This is a genomic window from Pseudomonas sp. PB106 (assembly GCF_009764645.1).
Lineage (GTDB): Bacteria > Pseudomonadota > Gammaproteobacteria > Pseudomonadales > Pseudomonadaceae > Aquipseudomonas.
Map to the genome: position 1 here is coordinate 100,214 of NZ_RWIM01000070.1, position 21,649 is coordinate 121,862.

Annotated in this window: 13 protein-coding genes; 5 read left to right on the top strand and 8 right to left on the bottom strand. The window is 60.3% G+C overall.

The genetic code is table 11. From position 1 onward, the window contains the following. Positions 1–24: 24 nt before the first annotated feature. Positions 25–1,095 carry an autotransporter outer membrane beta-barrel domain-containing protein gene (locus tag EJA71_RS09510; protein WP_158956247.1) on the top strand — a complete coding sequence of 357 codons (1,071 nt, stop codon included), beginning with the start codon at positions 25–27 and terminating at the stop codon, positions 1,093–1,095. A gap of 130 nt (positions 1,096–1,225) precedes the next feature. Here the strand turns inward: EJA71_RS09510 and glgB are convergent, their stop codons facing one another. From glgB to EJA71_RS09525, 3 genes are all read right to left on the bottom strand, one after another. Then, complete coding sequence (glgB, locus tag EJA71_RS09515) at positions 1,226–3,457, bottom strand: 1,4-alpha-glucan branching protein GlgB (RefSeq protein ID WP_158956248.1); 2,232 nt, start codon at positions 3,455–3,457, stop codon at positions 1,226–1,228. A gap of 2 nt (positions 3,458–3,459) precedes the next feature. Further along, the gene (gene treS, locus EJA71_RS09520; RefSeq protein WP_158956250.1) at positions 3,460–6,801 is read right to left on the bottom strand and encodes a maltose alpha-D-glucosyltransferase; all 3,342 of its coding nucleotides are present in this window, start codon (positions 6,799–6,801) and stop codon (positions 3,460–3,462) included. Positions 6,802–6,960: 159 nt separating this feature from the next. Beyond that, the gene (locus EJA71_RS09525) at positions 6,961–8,964 is read right to left on the bottom strand and encodes an alpha-1,4-glucan--maltose-1-phosphate maltosyltransferase (RefSeq protein ID WP_158956252.1); all 2,004 of its coding nucleotides are present in this window, start codon (positions 8,962–8,964) and stop codon (positions 6,961–6,963) included. Between the two features lie 216 nt (positions 8,965–9,180). On the opposite strand from EJA71_RS09525, the gene EJA71_RS27355 reads away from it, so the two are divergent. Beyond that, positions 9,181–9,339 carry a hypothetical protein gene (locus tag EJA71_RS27355; protein WP_178113674.1) on the top strand — a complete coding sequence of 53 codons (159 nt, stop codon included), beginning with the start codon at positions 9,181–9,183 and terminating at the stop codon, positions 9,337–9,339. A 104-nt stretch (positions 9,340–9,443) separates the two neighbouring features. On the opposite strand, the gene EJA71_RS09530 is transcribed toward EJA71_RS27355, so the two are convergent. Continuing rightward, a complete protein-coding gene (locus EJA71_RS09530) occupies positions 9,444–9,956 on the bottom strand; it encodes an MgtC/SapB family protein (protein WP_158956254.1) in 513 nt (170 codons plus the stop codon). A 124-nt stretch (positions 9,957–10,080) separates the two neighbouring features. On the opposite strand from EJA71_RS09530, the gene EJA71_RS09535 reads away from it, so the two are divergent. The 3 genes from EJA71_RS09535 (at position 10,081) to mapR (ending at position 13,504) form a co-directional block, all read left to right on the top strand. Next, positions 10,081–10,329: a DUF3203 family protein gene (locus tag EJA71_RS09535; RefSeq protein WP_158956256.1), complete on the top strand. Its 249-nt coding sequence runs from the start codon at positions 10,081–10,083 to the stop codon at positions 10,327–10,329. A 195-nt stretch (positions 10,330–10,524) separates the two neighbouring features. Then, positions 10,525–11,955, top strand: a complete 1,431-nt coding sequence (gene ccoG / locus EJA71_RS09540; RefSeq protein ID WP_158956258.1) for a cytochrome c oxidase accessory protein CcoG — start codon at positions 10,525–10,527, stop codon at positions 11,953–11,955. 139 nt (positions 11,956–12,094) lie between these two features. Beyond that, positions 12,095–13,504 (top strand): GntR family transcriptional regulator MpaR, encoded by a 1,410-nt coding sequence (gene mapR / locus EJA71_RS09545; protein WP_158956260.1) that lies wholly within the window; start codon positions 12,095–12,097, stop codon positions 13,502–13,504. Positions 13,505–13,653: 149 nt separating this feature from the next. On the opposite strand, the gene EJA71_RS09550 is transcribed toward mapR, so the two are convergent. The 4 genes from EJA71_RS09550 to EJA71_RS09565 form a co-directional block, all read right to left on the bottom strand. Further along, complete coding sequence (locus EJA71_RS09550; RefSeq protein WP_038368973.1) at positions 13,654–14,400, bottom strand: SDR family oxidoreductase; 747 nt, start codon at positions 14,398–14,400, stop codon at positions 13,654–13,656. 188 nt (positions 14,401–14,588) lie between these two features. Beyond that, the gene (locus EJA71_RS09555) at positions 14,589–16,670 is read right to left on the bottom strand and encodes a bifunctional diguanylate cyclase/phosphodiesterase (protein WP_158956262.1); all 2,082 of its coding nucleotides are present in this window, start codon (positions 16,668–16,670) and stop codon (positions 14,589–14,591) included. A gap of 298 nt (positions 16,671–16,968) precedes the next feature. Further along, positions 16,969–18,438 (bottom strand): efflux transporter outer membrane subunit, encoded by a 1,470-nt coding sequence (locus EJA71_RS09560; RefSeq protein WP_158956264.1) that lies wholly within the window; start codon positions 18,436–18,438, stop codon positions 16,969–16,971. Next, the gene (locus EJA71_RS09565; RefSeq protein ID WP_158956266.1) at positions 18,435–21,542 is read right to left on the bottom strand and encodes an efflux RND transporter permease subunit; all 3,108 of its coding nucleotides are present in this window, start codon (positions 21,540–21,542) and stop codon (positions 18,435–18,437) included. The genes EJA71_RS09560 and EJA71_RS09565 overlap by 4 nt, the downstream gene beginning before the upstream one ends. Between the last annotated feature and the right edge of the window lie 107 nt (positions 21,543–21,649).

The following is a 21,649-nucleotide window of genomic DNA, read 5'->3' on the forward strand; positions in this document are numbered from 1 at the left end:
CATGCGCCTGCAAGGTAGACCTCCATGAGAATTTCAATTACCCCACACGAGATCAAAATTACATTCTGCACAGTCTCGAGTTCTATCTTGCTGTGCTCATCCATGGAGGCGCAGGCCGGTCCTGCGGCGGATGAAAACCTGCCGTGGTATCGCGCGGACGTACCGGTGATGACCTTGCCTGCAACCGTCATTACCCCCGACTCGCAACGTTTCAGCCCACGGCCAGATCTGCGCGGCGCCGGCCTGCTCACCGAGGATCTTGCCCCCAACGCGTGGGACCAGCTCTACGGCCGCAGCTCGCGGCAAGCGCAAAGCGACGTGTTGTCCTCGGGTTTTGCGACACCCGGCAGCGGCGAATTCAAAGGCCCGACCGTGCTGACCCTGCAAAGCGGCAGCGGCCATACTCAGACCATCGGCCTGATCGGTGGCCTCAACCAGATTCAGGCCAACGGCAACGGCCCGCTCACCAGCCGCGCGCTGGCTGACCCGAACAGCGACACCCTCAATCTGCAAGGCCAAAGCCTCGGCGCCTATTACAGCCTCACCGGCGCCCAGGGTTGGCACGTTGATCTGTCGGCCAGCGGCGGTCGGGTCAGCGGCTTCAGCCGCAACGAACAAGGCGCGCGACAAGCCACCGAAGGCAGCGCCATGACCTTCTCGGTGGAAGGTGGCTATCCGATTGGCTTAAGCGAAAACTGGGTGGTTGAACCGCAAGCGCAATTGATCAATCAGCGCATCACCCTCGACACGCCTTACGCGGGTTCCGGCAATGCCTCATCGACGGACCTGACCGCGTGGAGCGGCCGCGTCGGCGCACGGTTGAAAGGTAGCTACGACTTGAACGGCCTGCCGGTCGAACCTTACGTGCGCACCAACCTCTGGCACACGGTGTACACCGGCAACACGGTGACGCTGGATCAGGTCGACAAGATCAGCAGCAGCCGCAAGTCATCGACCGTGGAATTGGGACTGGGCCTGGTGGCGCGGGTGACGCCGGCGGTGAGTCTGTATGTGAGTGCCGATTACAGCAGTGACGTGGACGACAATGACCTGAACGGGATCATTGGCAGCCTGGGTGTGCGGATGCGTTGGTGAGCGTCAGGTCACCGAGATCCCTGTGGGAGCGAGCTTGCTCGCGAAGGCAGTGTGTCAGTCAACAATGATGTTGAATGCTCAACCGCTTTCACGAGCAAGCTCGCTCCCACAGGTTTTACAGTGCCTTGGATCAACCCTCCGGCTTGAGGATCAACACCGCCAACGGCGGCAGATTCAGCTCCAGCGACAACGACTGGCCATGGCTCGGCACTTCCTCGGTAAACGCCCCGCCACCATTGCCGTAATTGGAACCGGCATAGGTGTCGGCATCGCTGTTGAGCAACTCGGTCCAGCGCCCGGCAAATGGCACACCGACCCGATACGCCTGACGCGGCACCGGAGTGAAGTTGGCCACCACCAGCACCGGTTTACCCTCCTTGCTCCAGCGCAGCCACGCGTAAACGCTGTTGATCGCATCGTCGCCAATCAACCACTGGAAACCCTGCGGCGCGTCGTCCTGATCGTGCAGCGCCGGTTCTTCGCGGTACAGCCGATTGAGATCGCCGATCAGTTTCTGCACGCCTTTGTGCTCGGAATACTGCAGCAGATACCAATCGAGCTGCTGATCGTGATTCCACTCGCGCCACTGGCCAAACTCGCAACCCATGAACAACAGTTTCTTGCCCGGGTGCGTCCACATGAAACTCAGATAAGCCCGCAGATTGGCGAATTTCTGCCAGCGGTCGCCGGGCATCTTGTCGATCAATGAATGCTTGCCGTGTACCACTTCATCGTGGGAGATCGGCAGGATGAAGCGCTCGGACCAGGCGTAGACCAAGCCGAAGCTCAACTCGTTGTGATGGTGCGCGCGATAGACCGGATCCTGCTGAATGTAGTGCAGCGAATCGTGCATCCAGCCCATGTTCCACTTGTAAGCAAAGCCTAGGCCGCCCTGCTGCGTGCTCTGGCTGACGCCCGGCCACGCCGTGGATTCCTCGGCGATCACCAGTGCGCCGGGCGCTTCCAGTTCGACCACGTCGTTCAAATGGCGGAGGAAGTCGATAGCTTCGAGATTCTCGCGGCCGCCATGACGGTTCGGCACCCATTCGCCAGCCTTGCGCGAATAGTCGCGGTACAACATCGACGCCACCGCATCGACGCGCAGACCATCGACGTGGAAATGCTTCAACCAGTGCAGCCCGGACGCGAGCATGTAGCCGTGCACTTCGGTGCGCCCGAGGTTGTAGATCAGCGTGTCCCAATCCTGGTGGAAGCCTTCTAGCGGGTTGCCGTATTCGTACAGCGCCGTGCCGTCGAACTGCGCCATGCCGTGAGCATCGGTGGGGAAATGCGCCGGCACCCAGTCGAGAATCACGCCAATCTCGGCGCGGTGGCAGGCGTCGACGAATTCAGCGAACTGCGCCGGCGTGCCATAGCGCGCGCTCGGCGCAAACTGCGAGAGCAACTGATAACCCCAGGAACCACCGAACGGGTGCTCCATGATCGGCATCAATTCGATGTGGGTAAAACCCAGTTCCTTGACGTAGGGAATCAGCCGTTCAGCCAATTCCGGCCAGGAGTACTGGCGCGCCACTTCGCCCAGATCATCCAGCTCGCATTGCCAGGATCCGGCGTGCAGCTCATAGATCGACAGCGGCGCCGAATGTTTCTGGCGGTCGCGGCGACTGTTCATCCAGTCGTGATCCTGCCAGTCGATCTGCAGCGGCTCGGCGACTTTCGACGCGGTGTCCGGCGGCAGACTGGTGGCCAGCGCCATCGGGTCGGCCTTGAGCGGCAGGATGCCGTGGGCGCCGAGGATTTCGTATTTGTACAACTCGCCCGCTTTCAGGCGCGGGATGAACAACTCCCAGACCCCGGACGGATGGCGCAAGCGCATCGGATGGCGGCGACCGTCCCAAACGTTGAAATCACCGACTACCGACACCCGCCGGGCATTCGGCGCCCACACGGCAAACCGCACACCGTCGACGCCATCCACGGTTTTCAGCTGCGCGCCGAGGCACGCGCTGAGGTCGCGGTGATTGCCCTCGGCGAACAGATACAGATCCATTTCACCGAGCAGCTGACCGAAGCTATACGGGTCCTCTGCCACCTGCTCGCCACCGGCCCAGCGCGTGCGTAACTGATACGGGCGCGCCTGATCGAAATGGCCGACAAACAGCCCCGGTGTTTCGGTTTGCTCCAGCGGGCCGCGTTCTTCGCCGCTGTCCCTGTCCAGCACCACGACACTCAACGCACCGGGCAGATAGGCGCGAATGAACTGCCCGCCAGCGCCATCGCCGTGCGGACCAAGAATGGAAAAAGGATCGTGATGTTCAGCGCGGACCAAGGCATCGATATCTTTCGCCGAGGGCAGCAACGCTTCTTTGACCTGACCCTGTTCCTTGTTCGAGAAACTCATGACTACTCTCCACCAAGATCGGAAAAGGGTTTAAGCCCCGTCAATAACCCATACAAACCGTGCAACGGCACGGGCAGCCACGTGGGGCGATTTTCGGCTTCATAGGCCACTTCATAGGCCGCCTTCTCCAGACCGAACAATGCCAGCGCAGCGTCGGCCCCTTCAGGATCTTGCCAAGCATGCTCAAGACTAGCTGCCGCCCGGCGATATGCCTGAACAAATGCCTCACGGGCCTCACGCAGATAGCGCTCGGCTACCAGACGCCGCGCAGTTTCAGACTCAGCGCTGTGGTCAACGTTGTGCACATTGATCGTCATCGCCGCCGCGTAATCGAACGAGCGCAGCACGCCGCTGACGTCCTTGTACGGGCTGTGCTTGCCACGGCGTTCACTCAATGGCCGCGCCGGTTCGCCCTCGAAGTCGATCAGATAGGCATCGCCCTTGATCACCAGCACCTGACCCAAATGCAGGTCGCCGTGGACGCGGATACGCAAACCACCCGTGGCTTTTTTCGCCAGATCCTGCACATGACCGAGGATGGTTTTCTTCTCGTCGATCAGGCGTTTGACCAGTTTCTGGTCGGCCGCATTCAGCTCGCCCTGATGCTGCTTGAGCAGCTTCAGCGCATGTTCAACCTGCGCGGCGACATCCTTGGCCGTTGCCTGCATGTCCTTGGCGGTCGAAACCTGCGGGGCGAAGTCGGCGTTGTCGGTCGGCGCGGCAAGCACGTTGTGCATCTCGCCCAGACGCTGGCCAAGCATGCCGGCAAAATCCTTCAACTCGCCCAGTGCGTTGTAATGCTGTTCCTGCTCGGACATGGCATCGGCGAGCTCGTCACGCAGCGCCCGTTCGAGGTTGTTCTGCGTCCATTCCCAGGCGTCGCCCTGATTGCTCAGATAGCCTTGGGCGATCATCAACAGATTGTCTTCACCCTTGGCATCGCGGCGAATCACCGAACCGAGCAGCGGAGAGATATTGGCAAATCCGGCCTCGGTCAGGTAAGCGCTCATCTCCAGTTCCGGGTGTACGCCAGAAGCGACTTTGCGTATCAGCTTAAGCACCAGGCTGTTGCCGATCACCACCGAACTGTTCGATTGCTCGGCGGACAGATAACGCACTTCCGATTCGGCGCCGAGGCCGAGTTTTTCCAGTTGCGCGGTCGGCGCAAAACGGATTTCGCCTTCGCTGGACTCCAGCATCGTGTTGTTCTGCATGCCTTGCAGCACTGCACGAACAAAAGCTTCGAGACTGAACGCATCGGTGATCAAACCGACTTGTCGCACTCTTCGTACACGGGACAGCGCCAATTGCTGCGGCAACGCCGGGCCGACCTGGTCTTCGGCAATGAAGCCAAACGGCAGTTGATAGCGACTGGTCTGCCCGGCGCTGGTGACTTCGATTTCGCTGAGCAACACCGGATGCTGCGCGTCGCCGAAACGCACGCCATAGGCCATGTGCACCTTGTCGATGCCGGCGTCTTTGCCAGCGAACCAGCGACGGTTCTGCAGCCAGCTCGGCAGAATGCTTTGCTCCAGCGTCGTGCGCGACGGCGCTTCGAGCAATTCTTCCATCCGTTTCTTCAGCACCAGCGTGGTGAAGTCCGGCAGGCTCTGCGCCGGTTCGACGTGCCAGCTCGGCATCTGGTTTTCCGCTGCCAGGGCGAACCAGTAGAAGCCGTACGGCGCCAGGGTCAGGAGGAAATTCAACTGGCCAATGGGCGGAAACGCGTTACCGCCGAGCATCTCCACCGGCACCATGCCGACATAGGCCGACAGGTCCAGCTCTACCGCTTGCGCACTGCGCGAGACGTTGGCCACGCAGAGGATGATTTCGTGTTTGCCATCGGCGTCGGTGAATTCGCGGGTGTAGGCCAGTACGCGACGGTTGTTCGGCGATAACATCTTCAAGGTGCCACGGCCAAAGGCTTTCGACTGTTTGCGCACGGCGAGCAAGCGCCGGGTCCAGTTCAGCAGCGAATGCGGATCGCCGGACTGGGTTTCGACGTTGACCGACAGATATCCGTATTGCGGGTCCATGATCGGCGGCAGTACCAAACTGGCCGGGTCGGCGCGAGAGAAACCACCGTTACGGTCGATCGACCACTGCATCGGCGTACGCACGCCATCGCGGTCGCCGAGGTAAATGTTGTCGCCCATGCCGATTTCGTCGCCGTAATACAACGTCGGCGTGCCAGGCATCGACAGCAAAAGACTGTTGAGCAGTTCAATGCGCCGACGGTCGCGTTCCATCAACGGCGCCAGACGTCGACGAATACCGAGGTTGATCCGTGCACGGCGGTCAGCGGCGTAGTAGTTCCACAGGTAATCGCGCTCTTTGTCGGTGACCATCTCCAAGGTCAGTTCATCGTGGTTGCGCAGGAAAATCGCCCACTGGCAGTTGGCGGGAATTTCCGGAGTCTGACGGAGAATATCGGTGATCGGGAAGCGATCCTCCTGAGCCAGTGCCATGTACATGCGCGGCATCAGCGGGAAGTGAAACGCCATGTGGCATTCGTCACCGTTGAGGCCGGCCGCGTCGGTGTCACCGAAGTACAGCTGGGTGTCTTCCGGCCATTGGTTGGCCTCGGCGAGCAGCATGCGGTCGGGATAGTTGGCGTCGATTTCCGCACGGATCTGCTTGAGAACGTCGTGGGTTTCGGGGAGGTTTTCGTTGTTGGTGCCGTCGCGTTCGATCAGGTATGGAATAGCGTCCAGGCGCAGGCCGTCGATGCCCATGTCCAGCCAGTAACGCATCACCGAGAGTACGGCTTTCATCACTTGCGGGTTGTCGAAATTCAGATCGGGTTGGTGCGAATAGAAACGGTGCCAGAAGTACTGGCCGGCGACCGGGTCCCAAGTCCAGTTGGATTTTTCCGTGTCGAGAAAAATGATCCGCGTGCCGTCGTATTTCTGATCGTCATCCGACCACACGTAAAAGTCCCGCGCCGCCGAGCCGGGTTTGGCCTTGCGCGCACGTTGGAACCACGGGTGCTGGTCGGAGGTGTGGTTGATGACCAACTCGGTGATCACTCGCAAACCGCGCTTGTGCGCCTCGGCGATAAAACGCTTGGCGTCGGCCATCGTCCCGTAGTCGCTGTGGACACCACGGTATTCGGCGATGTCGTAGCCGTCGTCGCGGCGTGGCGAGGGGTAGAACGGCAATAGCCAAATGGTGTTGACGCCGAGGTCGGCGATGTAATCGAGCTTGGCGATCAGGCCCGGAAAGTCGCCGATCCCATCGTTATTGGAGTCGAAAAATGATTTGACGTGAACTTGATAGATCACCGCGTCCTTGTACCAGAGCGGGTCTTTGATAAAGGTGGCTGCCTTGGGTTTCTTCGCCATGTGAAACTCCTGTTGAATTCGTTGAAGCCGAACCTGCTTCTTAAAAAATCGGAGATCACTGTGGGAGCTGGCTTGCCAGCGATAGCGTGCTGTCAGCTTGCATCTTCAGTGCTGATCCACCGCTATCGCTGGCAAGCCAGCTCCCACAGTTGAAATTCGTCAGCCTTGGGAGGTGGTAATCCGCCAAATCCCGAACGGCTGATACGCCGGGTCTATGCGCATGAACTGGTATTTGCCATGCCAGTCCCAGCGATGGCCGTTCATCAAATCCTCACCATGGGTCGTCGCATCGTCCGGCAGGCCCATTTCCCACAGTGGCAGTTCAAAATTCGCTTCCTGCACGTTGTGCGGATCGAGGCTGACCGCCACCAGAATGAAATTGCTGCCGTCGGCGCTGCGCTTGCCGAAGTAGAGAATGTTGTCGTTCCACGCGTTGTAGACCTTCAGGCCCAAATGCGTGTGCAGCGCCGGGTTCTGGCGGCGGATGCGGTTGAGTTGGGCGATCTCGGCGATGATGTTGCCGGGCGCAGTGAAGTCGCGGACGCGGATCTCGTATTTCTCCGAATCGAGGTATTCCTCCTTGCCTGGCACCGGCGCCGCTTCGCACAGTTCGAACCCCGAATACATGCCCCACAGGCCCGAGCCCATGGTCGCCAGCGCCGCGCGGATCAAAAATCCCGGGCGCCCGGATTCGTGGAGGAACGCCGGGTTGATGTCCGGGGTGTTGACGAAGAAATTCGGCCGGTAGCATTCGCGCCACGGTGACTCATTCAGCTCAGTGAAGTACGTCGCCAGTTCAGCCTTGGTGTTGCGCCAGGTGAAATAGGTGTAGCTCTGCGTGTAACCGACCTTGCCCAGACGCGCCATCATCGCCGGCGTAGTGAACGCTTCGGCGAGGAAGATCACTTCCGGGTGCAGCGCGCGCACGTCGGCAATCAGCCACTGCCAGAACGGCAGCGGTTTGGTGTGCGGGTTGTCGACGCGGAAGATCTTCACGCCCTCCTCGACCCAACCAATGACGATGTCACGCAGTTCGACCCACAAGCTCGGAATCGCGTCCGGCGCATAGAAGTCGACGTTGACGATGTCCTGGTACTTCTTCGGCGGGTTTTCTGCGTATTTGATCGTGCCGTCCGGGCGCCAGTTGAACCAGCCCGGATGCTGCTTGAGCCACGGGTGATCCTGCGAACACTGAATGGCGAAATCGAGGGCGATTTCCAGACCATGATCGGCAGCGGCGGCGACCAGTCGGCGGAAGTCTTCGCGGGTGCCGAGTTGCGAGTGAATGGCCTCGTGCCCGCCCTCCTCGCTGCCGATGGCATAAGGGCTGCCCGGATCATCCGGACCGGCAGTCAGGGAATTATTGCGGCCCTTGCGATGGGCGCGACCGATTGGATGAATCGGCGTGAAGTACAACACGTCGAAGCCCATGTCCTGAATCATCGGCAGACGCGAGTGCACGTCATTAAAAGTGCCGTGACGGCGGGGATCATCGGTGATCGAGCGCGGAAACAGCTCGTACCAACTGGCAAACTCGGCCAGTTCGCGCTCGACGTCCATCGGGTATTCGGGGCTGACGCTCAGGTACGCGCGGTGATCGGCCTCAGCCATCAACTGCGCACTGCGCGAGTGCAGAAACAGCGCAACCTGCTCGGTTTCGAGCAGGCCGGAGAGCTCATGGTGCAATGCAGCCAGTTGCTCACTGAGCTGACCTTCGCTGCGTTCGGCGGCTTGTTGCACCATCGTCCGGCCTTCCTGCAGTTCCAGCGACACGGGCACGGCGGCAGTGTGCTTCTTCTCCAGTTCGTACTGGAAACTGGCGAAGTGGTCGATCCACGCTTCGATGCAATAGAGGTAGCGGCCCTGATGTTCGGGGCGGAACTGGCCTTGCCAGCCGTTGTTGCCCTGATCGGACATGACTTCGCTCTGCCATGCCTCCTCGCCCTCCTCACGCCAGCGGATGCGCACGGCGAGCTTGTCGTGGCCATCGGCGAATACTTTGCTGGTGACCACCACTTCGCGCCCGGCAATCGACTTCACGGCAAATTGCCCGTCATCGAGGGTCGGCATGGTGTTTTCAATGGCAATGCGCGGCAGCAACAGCGCCTGCGACAGTGGAATGTGCGGGTTGTAGCTCAGCTCTGAGGGTTTTTCAGCAGTCATTGAGCATCTCTCCTTAACGCCCCAAGGACGCTCTTGTGCCGGACCAGTATTCGCAAAAAGGCGCCTGCCCGGAATGAACTCACTTAGGTTCCGAGCGACCGCCGCCGGGAAAAGTTCAGATGAAATTGCTGCGTCAGAAAAGCGGATCGAATTCCGTGCAGGGTGGTCAATCCACTTAAGCACTTCTCACGCCATGTGCCACACGGAGGTCTACTGATGAATATCCCGATCCCGGCTGAAACCCCTGATCCGAACATCGACAAACCCACCTTGCCCGAGACCGAGCCGCGGCCGATTCCCGAGCAGGAACCACCGGGCACCACGCCACCACCGAAAGAAGAACCGCCGAGCACGATGCCCCCGGTCATCGTTTAACTGATCGTTCCCACGCTCCGCGTGGGAATGCAGCCCGGGACGCTCCGCGTCCCAAAGCGGACGCAGAGCATCCATTGAGGCAGTCCCGCAGACCGGGGGAACAATCAATGGTCATCCGTCTTCTGCTCTTCCTTTTCAAACAGCTTCACGATCTTCGGCATCACGCTGAAAATCGCCAGCGCCAGAAAAGTGCTGAGCAGCGCCGTCGCCTCTTTGCCCAATCCCGCCGCGACACCAATGGCCGCCGTCATCCACAGCCCGGCAGCCGTGGTCAGGCCTTTGACATGCCCTTCATCGCCTTCATGGTTTTTCAGAATAGTCCCGGCACCGAGAAAACCGATCCCGGCAATCACCCCCTGCACCACACGGCTCATCGCGTCGGATTCGGCGCCGGAAGTCTGCGGCACCAGCACGAACAGCGCCGCGCCGAGCGCCACCAGCATGTGCGTGCGCACCCCGGCGGCCTTACCTTTGTGCTCGCGCTCAAAACCCAGAATCCCGCCTAGCACAGCCGCCATCAGTAAACGCACGGTAATCCGCGTCATCTGCGAAGCATCGCCAATGTCGGCGAACTCCGCTTGCAGGGTTTCCCAGACTTCTTGCCACCACGCATTCATCGTGCAGTCCTTGTTTTTGGCTCGATAGACGATGGACAGCGGCGACCATTAATCAGTTGCGCAGAACGATCAGCGCAGCGTGCGCCCTAACCTTTCAGGCACCCCTAAAAAAGGACTGAACCCCATGTCACTTCGAGTCGATGAATCCAATCCCGAACAGAAAGTGTGTTTTTTCACGGTCGAGAATGGCGAGGAAATTCGCATCTGCGACACCCTGGAAGTCCGCACGGATAGCGAAAAATCCATGTCGTTCGTGGAAATCGAAGGCCGGCGCGTCTACATCACCGAATCCGAAGCTGACGCATTGACCGTCGCCGGTGCCAAGGATGGTCGCAAACACTTGAAGGCCGACGAGAGTGATTCGGTGATTTGACTGACCCTGATCAACACCCCGCGCAAACGTCTGCGATAGGCGTTTGCGCCTTTGCCTGCGGGCTGCTTCAAGTTGTCGCAGGCGCTACGCAAAATCCCGTCTGATCCGCTTTTTATTGAAATACCTGAGTCTGTTATGCAAACAGATCGACGCTCATAGTGCTCTGGCCTGATGGAGGCTGATGAGCGAATGACCATGAGCGAACAAATCCCCGTCCGAACCGTAGAAGCGTCTCCAACGATAAAGAGCATTCCCGCACGCCCAATGAAGGCGACGGCAAAATCCAGCGACAACCAGATCCACACCCGCAGTTTCACCGGCCTGTTTCGTACTCTGCGCCTGAGCGGTGCGGGATTCCTCTTTCTGTTGTTCTTCGGCACGGTATGGTTGAACTGGGGCGGCCGTCAGGCGGTGCTCTGGGATCTCTCCGAAAGCAAATTCCATATCTTCGGCGCGACGTTCTGGCCGCAGGATTTCATTCTGTTGTCAGCGCTGCTGATCATTGCCGCGTTCGGGCTGTTCGCCATTACCGTGTTCGCCGGACGGGTCTGGTGCGGCTACACCTGCCCGCAGAGTTCGTGGACATGGATTTTCATGTGGTGCGAGAAGGTCACCGAAGGCGAGCGCAACCAGCGAATCAAGCTGCAAGCCGCACCGTGGAGCCTGAACAAACTGGCCCGCCGCGCCGCGAAGCACACGCTGTGGCTGGCAATCAGTGTGCTGACCGGCCTGACCTTTGTTGGCTACTTCACGCCGATCCGGCCATTGGCCGAAGAACTGCTGACCTTGCAAATCGGCGGAGTCAGCCTGTTCTGGGTGCTGTTTTTCACCGCCGCGACTTACATCAACGCCGGTTGGCTGCGCGAAGCGGTGTGCATGCACATGTGCCCGTATGCGCGGTTCCAGAGTGTGATGTTCGACAAGGACACCCTGACGATTTCCTATGACGTCGCCCGTGGCGAAAACCGTGGCCCGCGCAAACGCGACGTGAAACCGCTCGAAGCTGGTCTGGGTGATTGCATCGACTGCCAGTTGTGCGTGCAGGTCTGCCCGACCGGCATCGACATCCGCGACGGTTTGCAGATGGAATGCATCGGTTGCGCGGCGTGCATCGACGCCTGTGATTCGATCATGGACAAAATGAACTACCCCCGCGGTTTGATCCGCTACAGTTCCGAGCGCGAATTGCAGGGTGGCAAAACGCACCTGCTGCGACCGCGGCTGATTGGCTACACATTTGTGCTGCTGGCAATGATCGGCGCGCTGGCCCTGGCACTGGTCGAACGGCCAATGGTCTCGCTGGACGTGACCAAGGATCGCGGTCTGTTCCGCGAAAACGGTCAGGGCCAGATCGAGAACATCTACACCCTCAAAGTCATCAACAAGACCCAGCAGCGCCAGGATTACCGCTTGAGCCTCGTCGATGGCGATGGCTTCCAGTTGCAAGGCAAAACCGAGCTGAGCCTGGGGCCCGGCGAAATTGTCGATGTGCCGGTGTCGGTGGCAATGACGACAGAACGTCCGAGCAGCAGTTCGCAGACCTTGAGTTTCAAGATTGCCGACAGCGATGAACCTGAGGTTTATAGCGTGGCGAAGAGCAGGTTTGTGGCGCCGATGAATCGTTGATCCCTTAGACTGCGGCGCGGCCATTCGCGAGCAAGTCGAAGCGTCGCTCCCACAGTTGAATGCATTGCAATGTGGGAGCGAGCTTGCTCGCGAAGACAGACAACCCGGTCTCCCAGAATGAAACCAACCCGGACCCAAGATGAAACGCTACGAAAAATTCGCCGACGACATCGCTGAACTGATCCGCTCCGGCGTGCTTGGCCCCGGCCAACGCGTGCCCTCGGTGCGCTACGCCAGCCAGACCTACGGCGTCAGCCCGTCCACGGTGTTTCAGGCCTATTACCTGCTCGAACGTCGCGGCCTGATTCGCGCGCGGCCGCGTTCCGGTTACTTCGTCAACACCCACGCGCCGAGCCCGTTTTCGGAGCCGGTGATCAGCAGCCACGTCAGCGACTCCACCGAAGTCGACGTCAGCGAACTGGTGTTCTCGGTGCTGGATTCGATTAAAGACCCGAACACCGTGCCGTTTGGCTCGGCGTTCCCCAGCCCGACGCTGTTCCCGTTGCAACGGCTGTCGCGCTCACTGGCCAGCGCCGCCCGCGAGATGGACCCGCGCATGGTCGTCACCGACATGTCGCCGGGCAACCCGCAACTGCGTCGACAGATCGCCCTGCGCTACATGGTTGGCGGCCTGATGCTGCCGATGGAAGAACTGCTGATCACCAACGGCGCGCTTGAAGCGCTGAACCTGTGCCTGCAAGCGGTGACCGAGCCAGGCGATCTGGTCGCCATCGAAGCCCCGGCGTTCTACGCCAGCCTGCAAGTGCTGGAACGACTGAAACTCAAAGCCGTGGAAATCCCCGTGCACCCGCGCGATGGCATCGACCTCGGCGTGCTCGCGCAAACCCTCGAACGCCACCCGATCAAGGCCTGCTGGTGCATGACCAGTTTCCAGAACCCGATGGGCGCGACCATGCCCGAGGCGAAAAAACAGGAACTGGTCGAACTGCTGCGCCGCCATCAGGTGCCGCTGATCGAAGACGACGTCTACGCCGAACTCTATTACGGCCAACACGCGCCGAAACCGGCCAAGGCTTTCGACACCGAAGGTCTGGTGATGCACTGCGGTTCGTTCGCCAAGAGCCTCGCGCCTGGCTATCGCATCGGCTGGGTGGCGGCCGGACGCTACGCGCAGAAAATCGAGCGATTGAAACTGATGACCTCGCTGTGCGCCTCAATGCCGGCACAAGCGGCGATTGCTGACTATCTGCAACACGGCGGCTACGACCGGCATCTGCGCAAATTGCGTTATGCACTGGAAGAACAGCAGAGCGCCATGCTTGCCGCCATCGCCCGCTATTTCCCGGCGCAGACGCGGGTCAGCCAACCGGCGGGCGGCTACTTTCTGTGGCTGGAATTGCCGGCGCAGATGGATTCGCTGAAGTTGTTTCAGATGGCGTTGGCGCAAGGCATCAGCATCGCGCCGGGGCCGATCTTCTCGCCGACCCAGCGGTTCAGGAATTGTATTCGCCTGAACTATGGCAGCCCGTGGACCGAGGATTCGGAAAAGGCCATGGAGACGTTGGGGCGGATTGTGCGGTCGTTCTGACAGATTGATGGGCCGCTAATGACCCCATCGCTGGCAAGCCAGCTCCCACAGGGATCATCAGCGTACACAAATAGTGTGGGCTACCAAGAAACCTGTGGGAGCTGGCTTGCCAGCGATGGGGCCGGCACTTCCCACACATCTTTAGAAAGTTAACGCCCACCCCCCAAATCAACAAACGTCCCCGTCGCATACGAAGCCTTGTCCGACAGCAACCAGACAATCGCTTCCGCCACTTCGTCCGGGCGTCCGCCTCGGGCCATTGGGATGGCCGACTCCAGTTTGCTGACCCGGTCCGGGTCGCCGCTCAAGGCGTGGAAATCGGTGTAGATATACCCCGGGCGCACGGCGTTGACGCGAATCCCCTCGCCCGCGACTTCCTTGGACAAGCCGATGGTGAAGGTGTCGAGCGCGCCTTTGGAGGCGGCGTAATCGACGTATTCATTTGGTGAGCCGAGGCGCGATGCCACCGACGAAACGTTAACGATGCTGCCGCCCTGCCCGCCATGCTTGGGCGACATGCGCAGGATCGCATGCTTGGCGCAGAGGATCGGCGCCAGCACATTGGTTTTCATGATTTTGAGGATGCGGAATTCGGACATTTCGTCGACCCGCGACTTTTGCCCGACGGTGCCAGCGTTGTTCACCAGCGCGGTGACCCGACCCAGTTCGGTGTCGACCCGGTGAAACAATGCGATGACTTCATCTTCGATGCTGACGTCGGCGCGCACCGCGATGGCTTGTGCGCCCAAGGCCCGGACTTGTTCCAGCACGCTTTGCGCGGCTTGTTCATCCGACTGATAGTTGATGCAGATCCGATATCCCTGCTCGGCAGCCAACAACGCCGTAGCGGCGCCAATCCCGCGCCCGCCACCGGTGATCACAATGACTTTATCCATGCTGGCCTTTCCCCCAAATGCACACGTAACAGTCGGGGGGAAGAATAACCGCCATTGGCGGGTTTTGCATGGAGTCTGTGGTGTCTGGGCAGGCGCCTTCGCGAGCAAGCTCGCTGCCACAGGTTAGGTGGCGTTCACACAGCCAATGTGGCAGCGAGCTTGCTCGCGAATAGCGATAACGCGGTCGCTCAGACCGCCGCCCGCGCCTCACCGCGCACGATGTCCTGCATGAAGCGGTCCGCCGGCATCGGGTGCCCGAGCAGATAGCCCTGCAACGAATCACAGCCAAGTTGCGTCAGGAATTCCTGCTGCACACCGGTTTCGACACCTTCGGCAACAATACGCAACCCGAGTGCCTGGCCCAGCGCGACAATCGCCGAAACAATCGCCGCATCATCGCTGTCATGCTCAAGGTCGCGGACAAAGCCACGGTCGATTTTCAGCTCATTGGCCGGCAGGCGCTTGAGGTACATCAGGCTTGAATAACCGGTGCCAAAGTCATCGATCGACAAATCGACGCCCATGTCCGACAACTCCTGTAACACCGTCATGCTCGCGTCGGCGTCGCTCATCGCCGTGGTTTCGGTGATTTCCAGGGTCAAGCTGTTGGCCGGCAAGTGATGGGTGGCCAACGCCTTGGCCACGCTCTGCACCAGCCCCGCGTGGCAGAACTGCAACGCCGACAGATTCACCGCAATGCGCCAGTCGGTATAGCCCAGCACATACCATTCGCGCATCTGCCGGCAGGCCTCGTTGAGCACCCACTCACCAATGGGGATGATCAGACCGGTCTTCTCCGCCAGATCGATGAACTTGTCCGGCATCATCATGCCGTGCAGCGGATGCTGCCAGCGCAGCAGTGCTTCGGCACCGACCGGCCGGCCGTTGGCCGCATCGAACTTGGGTTGGTAATGCAGGCTGAACTGGCTGTGCTCCAGCGCCGCGCGCAGGTCCTGAAGCAATTGCAGTTGCTTGCGGGCGTTACTGTTCATCGACGCGTCGAAGAAGCTGTAACCGTTTTTGCCCAGCCCCTTGGCGTGATACATCGCCGCGTCGGCGTTCATCAGCAGTTCCTGCGCGTTCAGGCCATTGCCCGGGTACAGGGCGATGCCGACGCTGGCGGAAATCTGCAGATCATGTTCGGCAACACGGAACGGCCGCGCAATCAGGCCCACCTGACGCGCCGCCAGGCTCAATGCATCGTTGGGCTCGGCCAGGCGCACCAACAGCGCAAACTCGTCGCCGCCGATCCGCGCCAAGGTGTCCAGGCTACGCAGGTCTTCACGCAGACGTACACCCACCTCGCGCAACAACTGGTCGCCCATGTGATGGCCGAAGGCATCGTTAACCGGTTTGAAGCCATCCAGATCGATGAACATCAAGGCAAAACAGCCGCCCTGTTCATGGACCTTTTTCATCGCCTGATTGATCCGGTCATCGAGCAACATGCGATTCGGCAGGCCGGTCAGGGTGTCGTGCAGGGCCAGTTGCGTGAGTTCGCGGTTAGCCACGGTCAACGAGTGCGCCAGATCAGCCGTGCGCGCTTCGAGACGGGCGTCGAGAATCGAGGTGAGCAAGGCAATCGACAGCACCGCCAGCGTGGTGATCAGCACCAGGCTGTCGAGGCCATTGCCCTTCAAGCCATTGACCGTGGCGCCGCAGAAACTGCCGTCGGGAAACTGCGCGGCGGCCATGCCGGTGTAGTGCATGCCGACGATGGCGATACCCATGATGATCGCCGCGCCACCGCGTATAAGCCGCACATACGGTGAGTGCTGACGCAGACGAAACGCGATCCACAATGCCGCCGCCGAGGCGCCGACCGCGATCAGCAGAGAGGCGCCAAACAGCGCCTGATCGTAATCGATGCCCGGCGTCATGCGCATCGCCGCCATACCGGTGTAATGCATCGCGCTGATGCCGGCGCCCATGATCAAGGCACCGAATGCATGCTGTAACAGCGGTAGCTGTGGCTGGCTGACCAGCCACAGCGCAAAGCCGCAGGACAGCACGGCAATCAGCAACGACAACGCGGTAATGCTGATGTCGTAGCCCAGATCGATCGGCAGTTTGAAGGCGAGCATGCCGATAAAGTGCATCGACCAGACCCCCACGCCCATGGCCAGCGCCCCGCCCGCCGTCCAGAAATGCACGGCACGCCCTTTGGCGGTAGCAATGCGCCCGGTCAGGTCGAGCGCGGTGTATGACGCGAGGATCGCCACACACAGGGAAATGAATACCAGCGTGAAAGAATAACTACCGATGAGCATGGGAATTCTCGTGACCACCCAAACCGTACTGCGTCCGTTCTCGGCCGGGCAAATGCGGCGATTGTACTGATTGCGCAGCAGAACGCACTGACAAAGTGACCAAATTGCCATCAAGCCGATGAAACGCTTGTTCGATCGTCCTACAAGGCTCTATTTCGGGATTCTAAGCTCCACTTGATCGTTCCCACGCTCTGCGTGGGAATGCCTCGACGGACGCTCCGCGTTCGGCCGTGAATGGGACGCGGAGCGTCCCGGGCTGCATTCCCACACGGAGCGTGGGAACGATCAGGAGAAAAACTTATTGGGTGTCAGTTACATCCAGTTGCCCATCCCAACCGCCACCGAGCGCCGCAATCAACTGCACGCTGGCAATCAGCCGACTCTGCAGAATGTTCAGCACCGTACGTTCGTTGCTCAGCGCCGTGGCTTGCACCACCACCACGTCGATGTAGGCAATCAACCCGGCCTTGTACTGATTTTCCGTCAAACGCAGGGAATCACGGGCGGCATCGAGCGCTTCCTGACGCACTGCCGCCTCATCCTCGTACACCTTCAACTGCACCAGATAGTTTTCCACTTCACGGAAACCGTCGAGCACGGTCTGGCGGTATTTGGCCACGGTCTGGTCATACACCGCTTCGGTGCGGTCGACTTCCGCCGAGCGAATGCCTCCATCGAACAGCGGCAATGACAGTTTCGGCCCGACCGACCAGAAGCGATTCGGCAAGCTGATCAGATCTTGTGAAGTACTGCTGCTGTAACCGCCGCTCAGGCTCAGGCTCAGATCCGGGTAGTACGCCGCTTTGGCCACACCGATGTTGGCATTGGCGGCGATCACCGAACGCTCCGCCGAGGCGATGTCCGGGCGCCGCTCGAGCAACTGCGACGGCAGGCTCAGCGGAATCTGCGGCAAGTTCGGAATGGACTGCGACTCGGCAATGTTGAAGTCCGCCGGCGCCTGGCCGGTTAGCACGGCAATAGCGTTTTCGAACTGCGCGCGTTGCCAGATCAGGTCGACCAGATCGGCCTGGGTGCTTTTCAGTTGGGTCTGCGCCTGAGCCACCGCGTCACGCCCGGAAACGCCGGCATTGTATTGGTTCTGGGTCATTTTCAGCGAACGCTCATAGGCCACGACGGTGGCTTCGAGCAATCGTTTCTGCTGATCGATCACGCGCAATTGCAGGTAGTTCTGCACCAGTTCCGACTGCTGGCTCAAACGCATCGCCGCCAGGTCGGCAAAACTCGCCTGAGCGCTGGCTTCATCGGCTTCCAGCCCACGGCGCAATTTGCCCCAGACATCCGCTTCCCAACTGACGCCCAACTGCGCGTTGTAGGTGTCGCGAATGCCGCTCGAGGAACTGCTCAGGCTCGAACTGCTGCTGCCGGTGCCCTGACTGGAACGGGTCTTGCCCACGCTCAAATCGACACTCGGATAAAACGCCCCACGCGCGCTGCGCACCAAGGCCTGGGCCTGACGGAACTGTGCTTCCGATTGCGCAACGGTCTGGTTGGCGCTGTTGAGTTTTTCGATCAGCCCATTGAGCTGTTGATCGCCATACAGCTCCCACCAGGCACCACGGGCCAGCGAATCGCTGGGATTGGCCTGACGCCAGCCCTCTGCTTCCTTGTACTGGGCGATTTCGGCGGTTTGCGGGCGCTGGTAGTCCGGGCCGACAGCGCAGGCACTGAGCATCGCCACGCACAGCGACAGACTCAACAGACGCGAACCGCGCACAGTGGCCAGATTGAAAAGCGAACGGTCAGTCATAGCGGAGTTTCCAGAGCGGCGTCAGTACGCACGCCACGCCATTTGTTGAAGCGATGGCGTAGCTTGTCGAGATAGAGGTAAACCACAGGTGTGGTGTAAAGCGTCAGCACCTGGCTGAAAATCAGCCCGCCGATAATGGTCAGACCCAACGGCTGGCGCATTTCCGCGCCTTCGGCACGGCTGAGCAGTAACGGCAAGGCCCCGAGGATCGCCGCCAGCGTGGTCATCAGGATCGGGCGCAAACGTTGCAAACAGGCGCTGCGGATCGATTCCAGTGGCGTCAGGCCCTGGTGGCGTTCGAGTTGCAACGCGAGGTCGATCATCAGAATGGCGTTTTTCTTCACCACGCCAATCAGCAGGAACAGCCCGAGCAACGAAATCAGACTGAATTCGCCGCCCAGCGCATAGATCGACAGCAATGCGCCAACCCCGGCCGATGGCAGGGTCGACAGAATCGTCAGCGGATGAATGTAGCTTTCATACAGAACACCAAGCACCAGATACACCGCCAGCAGCGCACCGAGGATCATGAACGGCTGACTCTTCTGGGTGGCGGCAAAGGCATCGGCGGTGCCGGCCATCTTGGCGATGACGCCTTCCGGCAAACCGACCTTGGCGATAGCCCGCTCAATCGCCGCGCTGCCCTGCTCCACCGTGACGCCTTCGGCCATGTCGAAAGAAATGTCTTCCGAGGCGAACTGGCCTTCGTGGCTGACGCGGTCGTCTTCCAGGCTGTTTTCGTAATGGGCAAAGGTCGACAGCGGCACCCGCGCGCCGTCAGCGGTGATGACCTGCACTTGCTTGAGCGTGATCGGGTCCTGGGCATATTTCGGATTGACCTCCATCACCACCTGATACTGGTTGAGGCTGTCGTAAATCGTCGAAATCTGCCGTTGGCTATAGGCGTTGTTCAGCACCGAGGTGACCATGTCCATGTCCACGCCCAAACGCTTGGCCTGATCACGGTCGACAATCAGCGTCACCTGCTGGGCACCGGCACCTTCGCGGGCATCGATGGCGGTCAGCTCGGGCAAGGCGCGAAGCGCGGCAACGACCTTCGGATACCACTTGCGCAACTCGGCCAGATCACCGCTTTGCAGGATGTAGCTGTATTGCGAACTGGTCTGCTCGCGACCACCGCCGAATTGCAGATCCTGGTCGGCCATGAGCATCAACTGCGCACCCGGCACCTTGGGCATTTCCTTGCGCATCCGTTCAATGACTTTCTGCGCCGACAGGTTGCGCTCCTTGATCGGCTTGAGGCGCACCAGCATGAACGCGTTGTTGGTGCCGTTGGTGCCACCGATAAATCCGGCCACGCTTTCCACGGCTTCGTCCTTGAGCACGGCGCGGCGGAAAATCTCCATTTTTGGCTGCATCACATTGAACGACAGACCGTCATCGCCCCGGACAAAACCGATCAACTGGCCGGTATCCTGCTGCGGCATGAAGGTTTTCGGCACCACCACGTACAGCGCGACGTTGACGCCAACAGTGATCAGCAGGCTGAGCAAGGTCAGGCGTCGATGGCGCAGCACCCAGTCGAGGCTGCTGGCGTATTTGCCGACCATCCAGTCGTTGGTGCGGCGACTCCAGCGTTGCAGACGGTTTTCCTGGCCGGGCGTGTGGGGCTTGAGCCAACGTGCGCAGAGCATCGGTGTCAGCGTCAGTGATACCACCAGCGACACCACGATGGCTGCGGCCAGGGTGATGGAGAATTCACGAAACAGACTCTCGATGATCCCGCCCATGAACAGGATCGACAGGAACACCGCCACCAGCGACACGTTCATCGACAGCAGGGTGAACCCGACTTCCTGGGCGCCGAGATACGCGGCTTTCATCGGTTTGACGCCTTCGTCGATGTGCCGGGAAATGTTCTCCAGCACCACAATGGCATCGTCCACCACCAGCCCCGTGGCGAGGATCAGCGCCATCAAGGACAAATTGTTCAGCGAAAAACCGTACAGGTACATCACCGCAAAAGTACCGACCAGCGAAACCGGAACTGCCAGTGTCGGAATCAGCGAGGCGCGGAAGTTACCGAGGAACAGGAACACCACCAGAATCACCAGGGCCACGGCGATCAGCAGGGTCATCTCGGCTTCATGCAACGTCGCCTTGATGACCGGCGAACGGTCCATGGCCAGATTGAGTTTCACACTGGCCGGCAACACCGCTTGCAGCGCTGGCAATTGCGCCTTGATCTCGTTGACTGTCTCGATGATGTTGGCGCCGGCCTGACGGTTGATCACCAGCAGCACCGCAGCGTCGTCGTTGAAAAAGCCGCTGTTGTAACGGTCTTCGACACCGTCGCTGACCTTGGCCACATCTTTCAGGCGCAATGCAGCGCCGTCGGCGTAGTGGATGATCAGCGACTCGTAATCCTTGGCTTTTTCCAACTGGTCGTTGGCCTGGATCTGCCACAGGCGCTGGTCATCTTCGACCGAGCCCTTGGGCCGGCGCACGTTGGCGTCGGCAATGGTCTTGCGCACATCATCGAGCGCTACGCCGTACTGATTCAGTGCCTGTGGTTCGAGTTCGATGCGCACCGCCGGCAGCGAACTGCCGCCGATCTGCACTTCGCCGACGCCCTGCACTTGCGACAGGCTCTGCGACAGAATGGTCGAGGCCAAGTCGTAGAGCTGGCCTTTTTCGAGGACGTCCGAGGTCAGCGAAAGCACCATGATCGGCGCTTGCGACGGATTGACCTTCTTGTAGGTCGGCATGCTGCGCATGCCGCTCGGCAACAGGTTGCGCGAGGCGTTGATCGCCGCCTGCACTTCCCGCGCCGCGCCGTTGATGTCGCGGTCGAGGTCAAATTGCAGAATGACCCGCGTCGAACCCTGGCTGGAACGGCTGCTCATGGTGTTGACGCCGGCGATGGCGCCGAACGAGCGCTCCAGCGGCGTCGCGACGGTGGACGCCATGACTTCCGGGCTGGCACCGGGCAGGCTGGCCTGCACCACGATCACCGGGAAGTCCATTTGTGGCAGTGGCGAAACCGGCAGCAGACCGAAGCTCACGCCGCCCAGCAACATGATCGCCAGACTCAGCAGCATGGTCGCTACCGGGCGTTTGATGAAAGGACCGGAGAGGTTCATTGACCACAAACTCCGACTTCACACCCATCCCCTGTAGGAGTGAGCCTGCTCGCGACAGCGGTGTGTCTGCCTCCACTGATATTGAATGTGCCGGCCTCATCGCGAGC